A 15,555-nucleotide genomic window follows, 5' to 3' on the forward strand; every position below is an offset into this window, starting at 1 on the left:
TCAGTCTCCTGTCACGGGGATGGTGCGAGCGGCGACCTTTGCCCACTCGCTGTCGAGGGTGGCGAGCGCTGCATCCGTGTCGCCGTTGAAGAGGAACTGCTGGATGATCGCCGCCAGCGGGATGCTGGGCGGGATCTGATGGTCGATGAAGCCGGTGATCTTGCCCTCGTCGAAGTAGGGCTTGACCGACTGAAGCGCCGGATCGTCGCCGAGCGTCGCACCCTCGACCGACGGCACCATGTTCTGCGATGCGGCGAAGTCCTCGATCACGCCCTTCTCGAACATGTAGTCGATGAAGCGCATCGCCTCTTCCTTGTGCGGCGTGTTCTTGCCCATCGTCACCACGACGTCCACGCCCGAGACGAGCAGCCGATCGCCGGGATCGTTCGTGGCCGGATAGGGGAAGATCCCTGCCCGGATGTCGGGATTGATCTGCTTGATCGGGTTCGTCGCCCAGATGCCCTGCAGCAGCATCGCCACTTCGCCGTTCGCGAAGGCGGCGTTGCCGTCGTCGTAGGTCTTGCCGCGGTAGCCCTCCTGCATGTAGTTCGAGTACAGCTCGTACTGCTGGTCGAGCGCCTCGGGGAAGTCCTTCTGGAACGACACCTCCGAGTCGGGCCCGACGTTCTCACCCTCGGCGCGCATCTGATCCCAGAAGTCGCCCTGCGATGGGTACGCGCCCAGCGCATTGAACGACGGCAGCCCGGTCCACGAATCGGCGAGCGTGCCGTAGAAGGGGGTGATGCCGGCATCCTTCAGCGCATCGCAGACCGCGATGAACTCGTCCCACGTCTCGGGGACCTCGAGTCCCTGCTGCTCGAAGATGTCCTGGTTGTAGATGACGCCGTTGGCGTTGTTGACATAGCCGAGGCCGTTGACCTCGCCCTCCTTGTTGCCCAGGTTCGCGAGGATGTCCTGCACGGCCGGGTTGATCGTCTGCAGCACCGGCTCCTCGGAGAAGTCGTAGAACACCCCCGACTGGGCGAGCTTGCCGAACCCGCCGTTGGCGTTGAGGGTGATGACGTCCGGGGCCTTGTCCTTCACGAGGAGGGTGCGGATGATCGTGTCGGCATCCGCGACCTGGTTCTGCACCACCTTGATGTCGGGGTTCTCGGCCTCGAAGTCGGCGATGATCTTGTTGAAATCCTCGAGTGCCTCTCCCTTGAACTGGAAGAAGTTCAGCGTCGTGACGCCGGAGCCGCTCCCTGATGCGCATCCGCTGAGGGCGGCGATCACCCCCACCGCCGTTACGGCGGCCGCGGCCATCCTGATCGATCGTGTTCTGCTCGACATGAGCGCCTCCTTGCGCTGGGGGGTTGGAGTTGGTCAGACCACCGCGGTCAGTTCGACGACGGTGGCGTGCTGGGGAAGCTGGACGGGCGGGCGGATTCCGACGACGCCGAGCTCGCGCCCGGTGAGGATCGTGTCGCGTTGGCTCCACTCGAGCGGGGACTGTCCTGCGTTCGGCGCGGACTCGAGAAGGCGCACACGGTACGCGCGGACGTCGTCGAGTCCGGGCAACCGGATCCGCCCCGGCGGATAGGCGGGCGAGGACGCCGTCTGCGTGATGGTGAAGACGGCGGATGCCGCATCCTCCGCGACCATGCCGCGCACATCGATGGCCGGATCGGCCCCGTCGGCGTGCACCATCCGACCGTTCGCGATCAACGGCCGAAGGCGCTTTGCCAGGGCGACCCATCGGGCGATCGTCGAGCGGGTCTCGTCATCGGTGGCGGTCAGATCCCATTCGATCCCGAAGTGGCCGAACAGGGCCACCGCCGCACTCAGCCCGACGTCGACGGTTCGTCCCGACGAATGCACCACCGGCGTCGTGAGGTGCATTCCCATCATCTCGGGCGGCACCACCAGGCCCGTGTACTGCTGGTTCACGAGCCGTTCCAGCGGGTCGAGGCTGTCGCTCGTCCAGATGCGGTCGGTGCGATCGAGGATCCCGAGGTCGACCCGGGCACCGCCCGACGCGCAGCTCTCGATCTCGAGGCCGGGATGCGAGTCCTTCAGCTCGTCCAGCAGCCGGTAGAGGGCGAGTGTCTGAGCGTGTACGCGCGGGACGCCCTGCGGGCCGCTTCCCGCGTCGACCAGATCGCGGTTGTGGTCCCACTTGAGGTAGGCGATCGGGTACTCGTCGAGAAGCGCGTGCAGCCGCGCGGCGATGTAGCGGTACGCGTCGGGATGGGCGAGGTCGAGCACCTGCTGATGGCGCGCAGAGGGAGGCAGTCCCATGCGGCCGCGGAGGATCCAGTCCGGATGCCGGCGCGCCAAGTCGCTGTCGGGATTGATCATCTCGGGCTCCACCCACAGCCCGAACTCCATTCCCAGCGCTCGAACGTGGTCCACCAGGGGATGCAGCCCGTCCGGCCAGATCCCCTCGTCGACGAACCAGTCGCCGAGCCCTGCGCGGTCGTCCCGCCTGCCCAGGAACCACCCGTCGTCGAGGACGAAGCGGTCCACACCGACCCCGGCCGCCGCGTCCGCGAGCCCCGTGAGCTTGTCGAGGCTGTGGTCGAAGTAGACGGCCTCCCACGTGTTGAGAGTCACCGGGCGGGGGCGACGCGGGTGCGCGAGGCGGCGTCGCCATTCGTCGTGGAACCGGCGGGACAGTTCGGAAAGCCCGTCTCCCCACGAGCCGATCACCCACGGCGACGTCAGCGACTCGCCCGGCTCGAGCACCGCTTCGCCGGCGGCGAGCAGTTCGCCGGCCGCGAGGAATGCCTCGCCCGTCACGACCCGCTCGGCGAGCACCCGGTGATTCCCGCTCCACGCGACGTGGATGCCGTGCACCGATCCCGATTCGAATCCGAACCCCGGGCGACCCGCGGCGAGCAGGAGCGTCGCGTCGGCACCGGGTCTGCCACGCCGGCTTTCGCGCAGGTGCGTGCCGAAGGTGAGCTCCCGCCGCTGCGGCGACCGCTCGCGCAGGTGGTGCCCGGTCGTGTCCAGTAACTCGGTCGCATCCCACGGCACCGGGAACGCGAGCAGCATCGACTGCACGGTGTACGCCGTCTCGCCCGCATTACGCAGCCGCAGTCGCTGGTGGAAGAGTCCGCCCGAGCCGACCTTCAGCTCGAGCTGGGCACTCAGTCGCGCCTCATCGTCCATCAGGGTGATCTGGGCGTGGTCGTCATCCGACTGCACATCGACGAGATCGAAGCGCGCACTGAAGGCCGTGCCGGTGCGATGGCCCTCGACGGTGGGTGTGCCCAGCCACCCGTCGGCGGGAGTCGAGATCAGACCGAGGCGGGGCGTCTCATCCAACCCGCCCGAAACGCGCTGCGGACGATCGGCGACGCTGAGCGATGCGAGCGACTCCGCTGTCGAACCGCTCAGTTCCGTGCCCCAATGGATGATCCTGGGCATCGCCGAGACGTCCACGACCACGCTGGTACCGGCTCGTCGCAGATGCACGACGCGCGCCGCATCCTTGGCATTCGATGGCAGAGGCTCCACGCTGAGAAATCCTTCGTCCCGTGACACGGAATAGTTCTACCACGGAAGTAATCCGCGTCGCAAGAGTCCAGTTCCTGTCTGTGCGCGGGCGGATGTGGCATTCTTTGTGCCAAGCTGGAAGAAATCGCCGGATGGCGGGAGTGGCGATGCTGACCGAGAGTGAATCCGCGCTGGCGCGCGAGGTGCTGATCCACGGCCCCATCTCGCGGAGCGCGCTCACAGCCAGGCTCGGCTTGTCGCCGGCCAGCCTGACGAGACTTGCGAAGCCGTTCCTGGACCGAGGCCTGTTCGTCGAACGCGGCGAGGTGGCCGACGGGTCGGTCGGGCGCCCGACCCGACCGCTCGACATCTCTCCCGACGTCGGCATGTTCGTCGGGATCAAGCTGACCGGCGATCGCGTCTACGCGGCACTGACCGATGTGCGCGCCCGACTCGTCGGGCGCGCGGAACGGGCTTTCGGCGACCGCGATCCCGCGACCGTGGTCGCCGCGATCGTCGATGCGCTCGCCGACCTCGGCACCGCGCGCCCCAATGGGATCGGTGTGAGCATCGGCGGGGTGGTGCGCGACGGATCCGTGGAATTCGCGCCATTCCTCGGATGGACCGACGTCGACCTGGCCACGCTGCTCGAAGCGCGGGTCGGCGCTCCGGTCTCGGTGGAGAATGACCTCGTCGCGCTCGCGGAAGCGGAGCGCTGGTTCGGACTGGGACGCGGCATCCCGGGATTCTCGGTGATCACCATCGGCGAGGGGATCGGCTACGCGCTCGTGGTGCACGGTGAGGTGGTCCGGTCGCGAGAGGCCGGCGTGGGACTCGGCGGTCATATTCCTCTCGCCGCGACCGGTCCGCTCTGCTCAGAAGGGCATCGCGGCTGCGCACAGGCGATGCTGACGTCCGGATCGATCGCCGCGCAGGTCTCGGGCGCGCTGCAGCGACGCGTGGACTATGCCGGGGCGCTGGAGCTCGCACAGGCGGGCGACCCCGCCGCGCGAGCCGTGATGGATGCCGCGGCCGATGCACTCGGGCGATTCATCGCACTCGCCGCCAACCTCACGCTGCAGCCGGCTGTGGTCCTCGCCGGAGATGGGATCGCGCTCTTCCAACTGAAAGAGGCGCGCGTCCGTGCCGCGATCGCCGCAGACCGCGACCCGCGCTCCGATCCCATCGACATCTACGTCGACGACTCGAGCTTCCTGGCGTGGGCGCGTGGCGCGGCCGCCGTCGCGATCCAGTCTGCGGTGGTCGCGCTCACGTTCGACTGACGCGAAGCGAGTCGGCGCGAAGACACCGCGGGGCTACTCGTCGTCGAGGCGGAATCCCACCTTGAGGGTGACCTGGAAATGATGGATCTGGCTGTCCTCCAGGTGCCCGCGCACCGAGACGACCTCGAACCAGTCGATGTTGCGCAGCGTCTTGCCCGCCCTCGCCAGCCCCGATCGAATCGCCGCATCGACGCCATCCGGGGACGTGCCCACGATCTCGGTGACACGGTAAACGTGGTCGGTCATCGCCCGCTCCTCTCGTCGGCATCCGCGCCGCGATGGCCCCGACCATACGCTCCCGGATGCCGAAGCACCAGCGGCTCACGGGCACCCGATGAAGGCTTCGGTCAGCTCGACCGGGCATACCCGTGTAGCCTCAGCCACACAGGGCCGCCGAGGCTCTCGAAGGAGCCAGAACCCCATGGGTGAAAAGTCCGCTCGCAAAGAAGGCGGCAAGACCGCCCCGGCCAAGACGTTGAAAGAGAAGCGCACGGCGAAAGCCGACAAGCGCGCTGCCAGCAACCGCGCCGCCGACACCGACGCCGTGACGCGCGCGACCAAGCGCTAGCTCGCGCTCGCCGAAGCACCGACTCGCGTGCGGTCAGGCCCGCAGCAGTTCGCTGCGGGCGCTGACCGGTTCCGCGGGCTCGGGGGTGATCCAGAGCCCCCGAGGACCGTTCGCGGCCCCCATCAGCTCCTCGACCCACGCGCGGTTGATCCGCGGGTTGCGACCCCCGAAGAACTGGAACTGGATGGGGATGGACGGGCCCATCCAGAAGCTGCGGCTTCCGCTTCCGTCACTCATGGTGAGGTCGAACATGAACGACTCCGAGCGTCGCAGCTTGTTCATGATCACCACTCGAAGGTGCGCCAGCGTCCGGTCGTCGACGTCGAAGGTGTTGACCACCGCGCCGTAGATGAATTTGCCCACCACAGCCTCCGCTGATCTATCAGGAACGAGACGGTGCGCCGTGGCTCAGGATCGGCGGGTGCCGGTGCGGCGACGGGCGACCATGACGTAGACGAGGAGCACGATGACCGCTCCGATGATGGAGCCGATGATGCCGGCGGGCTGGAAGAACCCGTCCATCGGGTCGTGCTGGAAGATGAGGAATCCGAGGAAGCCGCCGACGAACGAGCCGACGATGCCGAGGACGATCGTCATGAGGATGCTCATGCTCTGCTTGCCGGGGATCACGGCCCGGGCGATGAAGCCGGCGATGAGGCCGATGACGATGATGCTGATGATGAGACCGAGCATGATTGCTCTCCTGTCCGTGGGCGCTTGTGGCGCCGACTTTCGTGCGCTCCGGGTGGTGCGCCGGCCGCCCGGTGAAGGGCAACATAACGACTGAACCACCCCTGCGGGTGTGGCGGCACACCCCTAAGGGTGGAAAGCTGAGGCATGCTCTCATCTTCGGCCGGTCGACCGGTCACCGTTGCCCTGGTGGATGATTACGACGTCGTCCTCAAAGGTCTGGCCCATCTGTTCGATGAGTATCGCGACCGCGTGGTGGTCGCCGAGATCGATGCGAACGCCGAACTGGTGCAGCCCGTGGATGTCGTCCTCTACGACTCGTTCGCGCAGCCCGAGTCGGATCACCAGCAGATCGCCGACCTGATGAAGAACCCCCGCGCGCGCCGGGTCGTGGTCTACACCTGGAACCTGCAGCCCGAACTCATCGACTCGGCCCGCCGACTCGGTGTCCACGGCTATCTCTCCAAGACGCTTCCCGCGGCCGAGCTCGTGGCCGCGATCGAAGCCGTCCACGCCGGCGAAACGGTCATCACCGATCGTCGTGGCCGGGCACCCAGTGCCCCAGGACTGGACTGGCCGGGGCGACTCGAGGGGATCACGGACCGCGAGTCCGAGATCCTCGCGCTGATCACCCAGGGGATGAGCAACGCGGATGTGGCCCGACTGACCTACCTCAGCCCCAACACGGTCAAGTCCTACATCCGCTCGGTGTACCGGAAGATCGGCGCGACGAGTCGCGTCGAGGCAGTCCTTTACGGCATCCGCCACGGGTTCGAGCCCGACGTGCATCGCATCGACCACTGGCTCGGCGGGCCCTGATCCCGTGGCGTCGCCCGTCCTCGATCTCGACGCCGACCCGCATCCCGCCGACAGAGTAGGGTCGCATTGCCCTCCGCACAACCCCGCTGACGATGTGCCGGCCGGCAGGGATGATGGATTCATGATGACGTTGCACTACACCGGGGAGCGAGTGCTGTTGGCGGACGATGTCTGCCAGGCCGTGCTGCTCTACGCGCAGGCTCTTGCCGATACGCAGAGCTCCGACGTCGTCAGCATCCCGGTCTTCGCTGAAGATGGGACGGTTGCGACCGCCGAGTTCCTCCTCGGCCCGGCCAGCCAGCTGTACGCGACTCGCGCGCCTGATCGGTCCGACCAGCCCGACAGCGCCGAAGCGGTCGGCGAACTGAGCCGCCGCACCCGGCTCCTGCACCCCGTCGCCCTGATCGTGCCGGTCGAGCCTCAGGCTCTGGCGCCATCCGACCCCACCGACGAATGGTGACAGACAGCGGGCCCGTCGCACCGTCGCTGCCCGAAGCCGCAGAAGAGGCCGACGCACGGCGAGCCGTTGTGCTGATCGTCGGAGTCTCGGCGACGGTCGCGTTCGTGATCCTCCGTTTCGCGGTCGCCTTCGGTGGTCGCTCGCCGCTTCCGATCGACGTGTGGTGGCACGACCTCATGGTCGCCACCCTCACCGATGCGGGGGTTCTGGTCGCGTGGATCCCCGCGATCGTCGGCGGCACGATCGGCATGATCGTGATCGGCATCGTTCTCGTCGCCGTCTTCCTGCTGAAGAGAAGGCCGTGGGATGCCGCGACCCTCGCTGCAGCGCTCGTCGTCGTCGTCGCGATCGGCGCGCCGATGGCCGCGGTCATCGCCCGCGTGCGTCCCGACGACTCACTGGCCGAGAGGGTCGCGACGTCCTTTCCTTCCGGCCACACGGCCGTCGCCACCACCGTGGCGGTCACTCTGGGGCTCCTGCTGCGGCGCTGGTACGTCTGGCTTGCGGGTGCGGTGTGGGTCGTGGTGATGATGTGGAGCAGGACCTATCTGCATGCCCATTGGGCCAGTGATGTCGTCGCCGGATTGCTGGAGGGGATCGCGGTCGCGACCTTCGTCTGGTGTGTGATCGAGACCGTTCGCGAGCGCCGAGCATCGCGGCCGGCCGAACAGACGACCAGCGAAGCCTGATCCGGGGCTGTCGCCAGAGGCGTGGGCACATCCTGCCCGGCGTCGCAACCCCTCCCCGAGATCGGCTTCGACTCGCTACGCTGTCGGCCGTGACCACCCCCAAGACCGCCGCCCGAGCGGCACAGAATTCACCGGTGTTCCGCACCCTGGCCCGCGCCGGATACGTCGTGCTCGGCATCGTGCACATCGTCATCGGACTCATCGCGATCTCGGTCGCGACGGGTGGCGGAGGCGAGGCCGATCAAGGCGGCGCGATGGAGCAGATTCAGAAGACGCCCCTGGGTGTCGTCGTCCTGTGGATCATCGTGCTCGGCCTGACCGCCCTCGCGATCTGGCAGATCGCGGAGACCTTCCTCGAGCGCGACCCCGACGCGAAGAAGAAGTGGGGCCATCGAGTGAAGTTCGTCGGGACGGCGGTGGCCTATTTCGCCATCGCCGGGACGGCGCTCGTGTACGCCCTCGGCGGGCAGTCCGATTCGTCGGGGTCGACGAAGTCGTTGAGTGCCCGGCTGCTCGCGACGCCCGGCGGTATCTTCCTGCTCGTCCTCATCGGGCTCATCGTGGGCGCCATCGGGATCGCGTTCATCGTGCGGGGATTCACCCGCGCGTTCGAGAAGCACCTCGATCTGCCCTCTGGGGTCGCGAGGAAGGGCATCGTGACGTTCGGGGTGGTCGGCTACGTCGCAAAGGGCGTCGCGGTCGCCGTCACCGGCATCCTGTTCGTCGTCGCCGCGCTGACGCACGATCCCGAGACCGCGGGCGGATTGGATGCGGCGCTGCATACCCTCGCGGCGCTGCCGTTCGGCGCCGCCATCCTCTGGGTCGTGGGTGCCGGGCTCGTGATCTACGGCCTCTTCTGCTTCGCTCGTGCCCGCTACGCCAGGATGTGACGCCAGACCCGGTCAGGACTTCTTCTTCTTGACCAGCTCCTCGGCGATGTCGGGCACATAGCGGAACTGCTCACGCGGGGGGCGATCGTAGTCGTCTGCGGCGGGCCGGTCCGGGATGGAGACCTTTTCCGGCTCGAGCCGCCGGTAGGGGATGCAGCTCAGCAGGTGGCTGATCGTGTTGAGCCGCGCGGCGCGCTTGTCGTCGCTTTCGATCGTCCACCACGGAGCTTCATCGATGTCGGTGGCATCGAACATGGCGTCCTTCGCCCGGGAGTAGTCCTCCCACCGGGTGATGGATTCCAGATCCGTCGGCGAAAGCTTCCACCGCCGCATGGGATCTTCCAATCGCGACACGAATCGTGCCTGCTGCACATCGTCCGACACCGAGAACCAGTACTTGATCAGGATGATGCCGTCATCCACCAGCAGTCGCTCCACCACCGGCGTCTGCCGCAGGAACCGCTCGTACTGCTCGTCGGTCGCGAAGCCCAGCACACGTTCCACGCCGCCACGGTTGTACCACGAGCGATCCATCAGCACGATCTCGCCGGCCGTCGGCAGGCGTTCGATGTAGCGCTGGTAGTACCACTCACCGCGCTCCTTCTTGGAGGGCTTGGCGAGCGCGACCACGCGCGCATGGCGCGGGTTCAAGTACTGCATCACCCGCTTGATCGCTCCGCCCTTGCCCGCCGCATCGCGACCCTCGAAGATCACGAGTACGCGGGCGCCCGTTTCCTTCACCCAGTGCTGCATCTCCACGAGCTCGATCTGCAGACGCTCCAGTTCGGCCTCGTACAGATCCTTCGGGACGCGCTTGAGATTCGTCTTCGCGGAACTCTTGTTCTTCGACATCTGACCCCTTTTCGCCTCACCCTAGGCGGCTGCGGGGCTCGATCCGGCCTCTTGACATCGCCGCGCCGATCTGAGCCGATTGAACCCACCGGGCGGCTGGCTCGTGTGTAAACACAGAGGACCTCGGCGAAGAGGGACACCGATCGAAACGGGTGAGGCAATGGCCGAAAGCAACCAGCGCGTCCTGAGGGTCATGCGCATCCTCAGCGCCATCTTCCTTCTCGCCACGGGCGTGATCCACCTGGTGCTCGTCTTCGGAGGCACCGGCGGGATCCTCGGCGTGGCATTCGTCTTGAACGGCATCGCGGGAATCGTGCTGGCGATCGGGATGCTGGTGCTCCATGGCCGGCTGTTCCAGCTCGCGACGGTGCTCAGCCTGCTGTTCCTGATCGCAACGCTGCTGGCGCTGATCCTCGCCCTGACTGTCGGGCTTTTCGGGATCACCGAGCAGTGGGACCGCCCGCTCGTGCCGCAGGCGGTGATCATCGAGTCCATCGGCATCGTGGTGCTGGCGATCACGACCGCTGTCGCGCTGCGGGATGCGCGCTCCGCAGCCGCTGCGCGCTGACGACAGACGCGGCCTGGTCTGTCGGGCGTCAGACGGCCAGCGCCAGCATCTGCTTCAGCGCACGGACGTGGCCGTCGGGGTCGACGTTGTAGAGCGCTTCGACGATCCGGCCCTCTTCGTCGACGACGAAGGTCGAGCGGATGACGCCCATCACCGTCTCACCGTCGCGCACCTTCTCGCCCCACACGCCGTAGGCCTCGTGGGCTACGCGCTCGGGGTCGCTCAGCAGGTCGTAGGTCAGGCCATCACGGGCACGGAACTCGCGCAGCTTCTCAGGGAGGTCGCGTGAGATGCCCAACACCCGATAGCCCGCCGCCTGCAGCGGAGCGAGGCTGTCGCGGAAGTCGCATGCCTCGGTGGTGCAGCCCGGGGTCATCGCCGCCGGGTAGAAGAACAGAATCAGGCGAGTGCCGCGGAGGCCGCTCAGCGTGACCTCCCGCTCATCCTGATCGACGAGGGCGAAGTCGGGCGCCTCGGCGCCGGGATCGAGACGAGTCATCCACCCAGCGTAGAACCAACAGGCATGATGGGGTCCGGCACCGGGGGAACCAGCGCCGGGATGCGTCAGTCTTCGAAGATCTGCCCGACGGGTTCGCGCTTCTCGGCCTGGAACCGGTCTTCGGAGCGTCCCTTCGCCCAATACGCCGACAGCGACATCGACCGCCGTTCGAGCCCCCACTCGGTGTGCAGGATGCGGCGGAGCTCCTTCATGGCCTCCCGCTCGCCGTGCGCGAAGACGTCCACCGCGCCGACCGGCGGGGCCAACGCCTGCACCGCGGCGACCAGCGCCGTGCCGTAGTCGGCGAGCGACCCGTCATCCGCGCGCCGATGGGTCCACCGCAGCTTCACACCCGCCGGGGTGGACAGCGCCAATTCGTTGGCTGCGCTCTCCACTTCGATGAGCACCAGCCCCCGCGCCGTCGCGGGCAGCGCGTCGACCGCCGCCGCGATCGCCGGGATCGCGGAATCGTCGCCGATCAGGAGGTGCTCGACATCCTCGGTCGACGGCGCGTACTGCCCACCCGGCCCCGAGAAGCACAGTCGATCGCCGGCGACCGCGGCCGCCGCCCACGGCCCCGCGACGCCCTCATCGCCGTGCACGACGAAATCGATCGCGATCGTTCGCGCCGCGGTGTCGAGCGACCGCACCGTGTAGGTGCGACGAACCGGCATGTCGTCGGGGCTCAACGTCTCGCGCAGTGCGTCGAGATCGAACGGCGGCTGCAACCCCAGCTCGGGCTTGGCGAAGAGGATCTTGACGTATTTGTCGGTCTTGGCGATCCGCTCGGCATCGGCACCGGTCACGAACGCATCGAACCCGTCACCTCCGAGGTGGATGCGCACCAGCTGCGGTGCCAACCGCTCGGTGCCGACCACATCCAGGACGTGCTGCGTCCCACCCCGCCTGCGACCGCCCTCCGGCGCGGCGACCCGGTCGGAACGTTCCTGCGGCGGACGCTGACGCTCTTCACTGCTGACCATTCACGAACTGCTCTCTGTGGATCTCAGATGTCGGTGTCCGCAGATCGCTCCCGCAGACCGAAGCGAACCTAACAGACGGCTCAGTCCCGCTCGCCGGGAGTCTCCTGCCAGACCGCCCAGCCATGAGAGGCGACCTGCCACCCGCCCGCCGTTTCCGTGGCGTGTCCCGCCACCAGGTCCGCCTGCGCGATCCGCGCCGGCAGCGCCTCATCCGACAGGTTCAGCGCGACGAAGAGCCGCCCCTCATCGGCAACGACCTCGATGACGTACTGGGTGTTCGTGCAGATGACCGCGCTGGTGGTCGCACGGACGAGCCAGGGGTTGCGACGACGCAGCCCGATCAGCTCCTGATGCAGCCGGAACGTCTCGCCTCCGGCCGCGAAGTCGGCGGGATCATCGGGATAGACCGGCCGGATTTCGTCATCTCCACCCCACCGGGTCTCCTTGACCGCTCGCAGCCCCCGTTCGTCGCCGTAATAGATCGAGGGTGTCCCACCGAGCACGAGGAGCAGCACCAGCGCGTGCGGATGGTGGCGGGCGTCCGTGATCTGCGAGGCGATGCGGGTGACATCGTGGTTGCCGATGAACGTGTAAGGCACGAACGTCTCGAGGAAGCCGTTGTGGCGGGTCAACGCCCAGTCCAGCTCGAAGAAGTTCTCATCCTCGATCGAGTGCCAGATCGCCTGCCAGAGCTCGTACTGGGTGGCGCTGTCGAGCCGGCCTTCGCGGACGACCTCCGTGTAGTCGGCCTGAAGATACTCCCCCATGAAATAGGCGTCCGGATGCCGCTCCCGTACACGCGGCAGCACTCTCGCCCAGAACGCGGGAGGGACGGCGTAGGCGGCGTCGAGTCGCCACCCGTCGATTCCGCGGTCGAGCCAGTACGCCATGGCCTCGACCACGAGGTCGGCGACCCGTTCATCGTCATGGTTCAAGACGACGAGTCCCTCGTGCCCCTCGAACGTGACGACCTCGCCGGTGCTGGTGCGCTCGAGCAGGTCGCCGTCCGTCGGCGCGGGGCTGCGGAAGCTTCTGCCCACGTGATTGAAGACCCCGTCGAGCAGAACCCGGATGCCGCGGCCGCGGGCTGCGGCGACCAGGCTCACCAGGTCGGCCTCGGTTCCGAGGCGCGTGTCGATCTGGAAGTAGTCCGTGGTGTCGTAGCCATGGGTCTCGGACTCGAAGATCGGCGCGAGGACGATGCCGTTCAGCCCGAGATCCAGTACGTAGTCGAGCCAGGGCTCGATCGCGGCGACGGTGCGTCCCGGCTTGCGGATGACGCCGGTCGGGTCGGCTCCCAGAAATCCCAGTGGGTACACGTGCCACCAGATCGCGTTGTCCACCCAGGCGGGCGACGAGCCTTCATGCATTCCCGAACCCTACTGCGGCGCGGTCAGCTCCGCTCAAGACACCGTGACGGGAGCCTTCAGCTTGGCGAGCCGCAGCCAGGTCTCCACGACGGTGTCGGGGTTCAGCGACATGGATTCGATCCCCTGCCCGACGAGCCATTCGGCGAGGTCGGGGTGATCGCTCGGGCCCTGGCCGCAGATGCCGACGTACTTACCGGCTCGGCGGCATGCCTCGATGGCCATCGACAGCATCTTCAGCACGGCCGGATCGCGCTCGTCGAACGTCGCCGCGACCAGTCCTGAATCGCGGTCCAGGCCGAGGGTGAGCTGGGTCATGTCGTTGGAGCCGATCGAGAACCCGTCGAAGTACTCCAGGAACTCGTCGGCGAGCACGGCATTCGAGGGCAGCTCGCACATCATGATGACCCGCAAGCCGTTCTCGCCGCGCCGCAGACCGTTCTCACCCAGCAGCTCGATCACGGCGTGCGCCTCGCCGACGGTGCGCACGAACGGCACCATGATCTCCACGTTGGTGAGACCCATCTCGTCGCGGACGAACCTCAAGGCTTCGCATTCCATGTCGAAGCACTCGCGGAAGTCGGGCGAGATATACCGGGAGGCGCCGCGGTAGCCGAGCATCGGATTCTCCTCGTGCGGCTCGTACAGTTCGCCGCCGATGAGGTTGGCGTACTCGTTCGACTTGAAGTCCGAGAGCCGAACGATCACCTTCTCGGGCGCGAACGCCGCAGCGAGCATCGACACACCCTCAGCCACCCGCTGCACGAAGTAGTCGCGCGGTGCGGGGTACGCGGCGATCCGCTCCGCGATCTCGCGCTTAAGTTCGGGTTCGAGCGTCTCGTAGTCGAGCAGAGCACGGGGGTGGATGCCGATCTGCCGGTTGATGACGAACTCGAGGCGTGCCAGCCCGACGCCCTTGTTGGGGAGCTTCGAGAAGGCGAAGGCCTGGTCGGGGGTTCCGACGTTGAGCATGATCTTGGTCGGGCTCTCGGGCATCTCATCGAGCCGTGTGATGACTTCCTCGAAGCCGAGTATCCCCTCGTACACGAACCCGTTGTCGCCCTCGGCGCACGAAACGGTGACCGCGCGACCGTCCTGCAGCGCGATGGTCGCATCTCCGGTGCCGACGACGGCGGGGATGCCGAGCTCGCGCGCGATGATGGCCGCGTGGCAGGTGCGGCCGCCGCGGTTGGTGACGATCGCCGACGCGCGCTTCATGATCGGCTCCCAGTCTGGGTCGGTCATGTCGGCGACCAGGACGTCACCCGGCTGGAACCGGTCCATCTGGGCGAGCGACGTCATCACGCGCACCGGTCCGGCGCCGATCTTCTGGCCGATCGCCCGGCCGATGGTGATCACCGTGCCCGGCTCCTCCAGCACGAAGCGGCGCGTCACGTTGCCGTCGACGCGTGAGACGACGGTCTCGGGGCGGGCCTGGAGGATGTAGAGCCGGCCGTCGACGCCGTCCTTGCCCCACTCGATGTCCATCGGCCGGCCGTAGTGGTCCTCGATGGTCAGCGCCTGCCGGCCGAGCTCCTCGACCTCGGCATCGGTGATGCTGAACTGCGCACGGTCCGTGAGGGCGACATCGGTGAACACCGTGCTGCCGCCGGCATGGGTGCCGTCGGCGTAGACCATCTTGACCGCCTTCTCACCCACCGATCGCTTCAGGATTGCCGGGCGCCCCTCGCGCAGGGCGGGCTTGTACGCGTAGAACTCATCGGGATTCACCGCGCCCTGCACGACAGCCTCGCCGAGGCCATACGAGCTCGTGATGAACACGGCGCGGTCGAACCCGGATTCGGTGTCGACGGTGAAGAGCACTCCGGAGGCGCCGACATCCGATCTCACCATCCGCTGGATGCCCGCCGACAGCGCCACATCATGGTGGTCGAAGCCGTGGTGCACCCGGTAGGCGATCGCCCGATCGTTGTAGAGCGACGCGAACACGCTGCGGATCGCGGCGAGGATGTTCTCGATGCCGCTGATGTTCAGGAAGGTCTCCTGCTGCCCGGCGAACGACGCATCCGGCAGGTCTTCAGCCGTCGCACTCGATCGGACCGCCCACGACACAGAGTCCGGCTCAGGGTCGTTCGCCACGAGGCTCTCGTAGGCCGAGCGGATGTCGGCCTCGAACGTCGCGGGCAGCGGCTGCCGCTCGATCCACTCGCGCACGTTCGCACCGACGCTCGCGAGCTCTGCGACGTCGTTGACGTCGAGTGCTTCGACGGTCCGGCGGATGCGTTCGTAGAGACCGTCCGCGGCGAGAAAGTCGCGGTAGGCATCGGCGGTGGTGGCGAAACCGCCCGGAACGCGGACGCCGGCTCCGGAGAGGTTCGACACCATCTCGCCGAGCGACGCGTTCTTGCCGCCGACGCTGGCGACGTCGTTCATGCCGATCTCGTTGAACCAGAGGATGTTGTTCGTCATTTCGTGTCCCGAT

General features: G+C 67.2%; 17 protein-coding genes. 7 read left to right on the plus strand and 10 right to left on the minus strand.

Going from position 1 to position 15,555, the window contains the following annotated elements; genetic code table 11:
* Both ABD188_RS01050 and ABD188_RS01055 read right to left on the minus strand, forming a co-directional pair.
* Window positions 1-1,293, minus strand: coding sequence for an ABC transporter substrate-binding protein (locus ABD188_RS01050; protein WP_344057681.1), 1,293 nt, complete (start codon window positions 1,291-1,293; stop codon window positions 1-3).
* A gap of 33 nt (window positions 1,294-1,326) precedes the next feature.
* Entirely contained in the window at window positions 1,327-3,465 is a 2,139-nt protein-coding gene (locus tag ABD188_RS01055; protein WP_344057683.1) for an alpha-galactosidase, read from the minus strand.
* A gap of 146 nt (window positions 3,466-3,611) precedes the next feature.
* Between ABD188_RS01055 and ABD188_RS01060 the strand changes: the two genes are divergently transcribed.
* Complete coding sequence (locus ABD188_RS01060) at window positions 3,612-4,727, plus strand: ROK family protein (RefSeq protein ID WP_344057685.1); 1,116 nt, start codon at window positions 3,612-3,614, stop codon at window positions 4,725-4,727.
* Between the two features lie 33 nt (window positions 4,728-4,760).
* Here the strand turns inward: ABD188_RS01060 and ABD188_RS01065 are convergent, their stop codons facing one another.
* Complete coding sequence (locus ABD188_RS01065) at window positions 4,761-4,973, minus strand: dodecin (protein WP_344057687.1); 213 nt, start codon at window positions 4,971-4,973, stop codon at window positions 4,761-4,763.
* 175 nt (window positions 4,974-5,148) lie between these two features.
* Here ABD188_RS01065 and ABD188_RS01070 point away from each other — a divergent pair, with 175 nt between their 5' ends.
* The gene (locus ABD188_RS01070) at window positions 5,149-5,295 is read left to right on the plus strand and encodes a hypothetical protein (protein ID WP_344057689.1); all 147 of its coding nucleotides are present in this window, start codon (window positions 5,149-5,151) and stop codon (window positions 5,293-5,295) included.
* 33 nt (window positions 5,296-5,328) lie between these two features.
* Here the strand turns inward: ABD188_RS01070 and ABD188_RS01075 are convergent, their stop codons facing one another.
* Together ABD188_RS01075 and ABD188_RS01080 are read right to left on the minus strand one after the other, a co-directional pair.
* Window positions 5,329-5,658 carry a DUF7882 family protein gene (locus ABD188_RS01075; RefSeq protein WP_344057691.1) on the minus strand — a complete coding sequence of 110 codons (330 nt, stop codon included), beginning with the start codon at window positions 5,656-5,658 and terminating at the stop codon, window positions 5,329-5,331.
* A 45-nt stretch (window positions 5,659-5,703) separates the two neighbouring features.
* Complete coding sequence (locus ABD188_RS01080) at window positions 5,704-5,988, minus strand: GlsB/YeaQ/YmgE family stress response membrane protein (RefSeq protein WP_344057693.1); 285 nt, start codon at window positions 5,986-5,988, stop codon at window positions 5,704-5,706.
* Between the two features lie 144 nt (window positions 5,989-6,132).
* Here ABD188_RS01080 and ABD188_RS01085 point away from each other — a divergent pair, with 144 nt between their 5' ends.
* The 4 genes from ABD188_RS01085 to ABD188_RS01100 all read left to right on the plus strand — a co-directional run bounded on the left by ABD188_RS01085 (window position 6,133) and on the right by ABD188_RS01100 (window position 8,843).
* Window positions 6,133-6,804, plus strand: a complete 672-nt coding sequence (locus tag ABD188_RS01085) for a response regulator transcription factor (protein ID WP_425561312.1) — start codon at window positions 6,133-6,135, stop codon at window positions 6,802-6,804.
* A gap of 121 nt (window positions 6,805-6,925) precedes the next feature.
* A complete protein-coding gene (locus ABD188_RS01090) occupies window positions 6,926-7,264 on the plus strand; it encodes a hypothetical protein (RefSeq protein ID WP_344057697.1) in 339 nt (112 codons plus the stop codon).
* The gene (locus tag ABD188_RS01095; protein ID WP_344057699.1) at window positions 7,261-7,953 is read left to right on the plus strand and encodes a phosphatase PAP2 family protein; all 693 of its coding nucleotides are present in this window, start codon (window positions 7,261-7,263) and stop codon (window positions 7,951-7,953) included. Before ABD188_RS01090 ends, ABD188_RS01095 begins: the two co-directional genes overlap by 4 nt.
* A gap of 89 nt (window positions 7,954-8,042) precedes the next feature.
* Entirely contained in the window at window positions 8,043-8,843 is an 801-nt protein-coding gene (locus tag ABD188_RS01100; RefSeq protein ID WP_344057701.1) for a DUF1206 domain-containing protein, read from the plus strand.
* 12 nt (window positions 8,844-8,855) lie between these two features.
* On the opposite strand, the gene ppk2 is transcribed toward ABD188_RS01100, so the two are convergent.
* On the minus strand, window positions 8,856-9,695 hold the full coding sequence (gene ppk2 / locus ABD188_RS01105; RefSeq protein WP_344057703.1) for a polyphosphate kinase 2: 840 nt from the start codon (window positions 9,693-9,695) through the stop codon (window positions 8,856-8,858).
* 160 nt (window positions 9,696-9,855) lie between these two features.
* Between ppk2 and ABD188_RS01110 the strand changes: the two genes are divergently transcribed.
* Window positions 9,856-10,263, plus strand: coding sequence for a hypothetical protein (locus tag ABD188_RS01110; protein WP_344057705.1), 408 nt, complete (start codon window positions 9,856-9,858; stop codon window positions 10,261-10,263).
* 28 nt (window positions 10,264-10,291) lie between these two features.
* On the opposite strand, the gene bcp is transcribed toward ABD188_RS01110, so the two are convergent.
* The 4 genes from bcp to ppsA all read right to left on the minus strand — a co-directional run bounded on the left by bcp (window position 10,292) and on the right by ppsA (window position 15,542).
* Window positions 10,292-10,762, minus strand: coding sequence for a thioredoxin-dependent thiol peroxidase (gene bcp / locus ABD188_RS01115; protein ID WP_344057707.1), 471 nt, complete (start codon window positions 10,760-10,762; stop codon window positions 10,292-10,294).
* Between the two features lie 65 nt (window positions 10,763-10,827).
* Entirely contained in the window at window positions 10,828-11,745 is a 918-nt protein-coding gene (locus ABD188_RS01120) for a siderophore-interacting protein (protein ID WP_344057709.1), read from the minus strand.
* 80 nt (window positions 11,746-11,825) lie between these two features.
* Window positions 11,826-13,115: an alpha-amylase family glycosyl hydrolase gene (locus tag ABD188_RS01125; RefSeq protein ID WP_344057711.1), complete on the minus strand. Its 1,290-nt coding sequence runs from the start codon at window positions 13,113-13,115 to the stop codon at window positions 11,826-11,828.
* A gap of 33 nt (window positions 13,116-13,148) precedes the next feature.
* Window positions 13,149-15,542 carry a phosphoenolpyruvate synthase gene (ppsA, locus tag ABD188_RS01130; RefSeq protein WP_344057713.1) on the minus strand — a complete coding sequence of 798 codons (2,394 nt, stop codon included), beginning with the start codon at window positions 15,540-15,542 and terminating at the stop codon, window positions 13,149-13,151.
* Window positions 15,543-15,555 lie beyond the last annotated feature (13 nt).

Source organism: Microbacterium pumilum (assembly GCF_039530225.1).
GTDB lineage: Bacteria > Actinomycetota > Actinomycetes > Actinomycetales > Microbacteriaceae > Microbacterium > Microbacterium pumilum.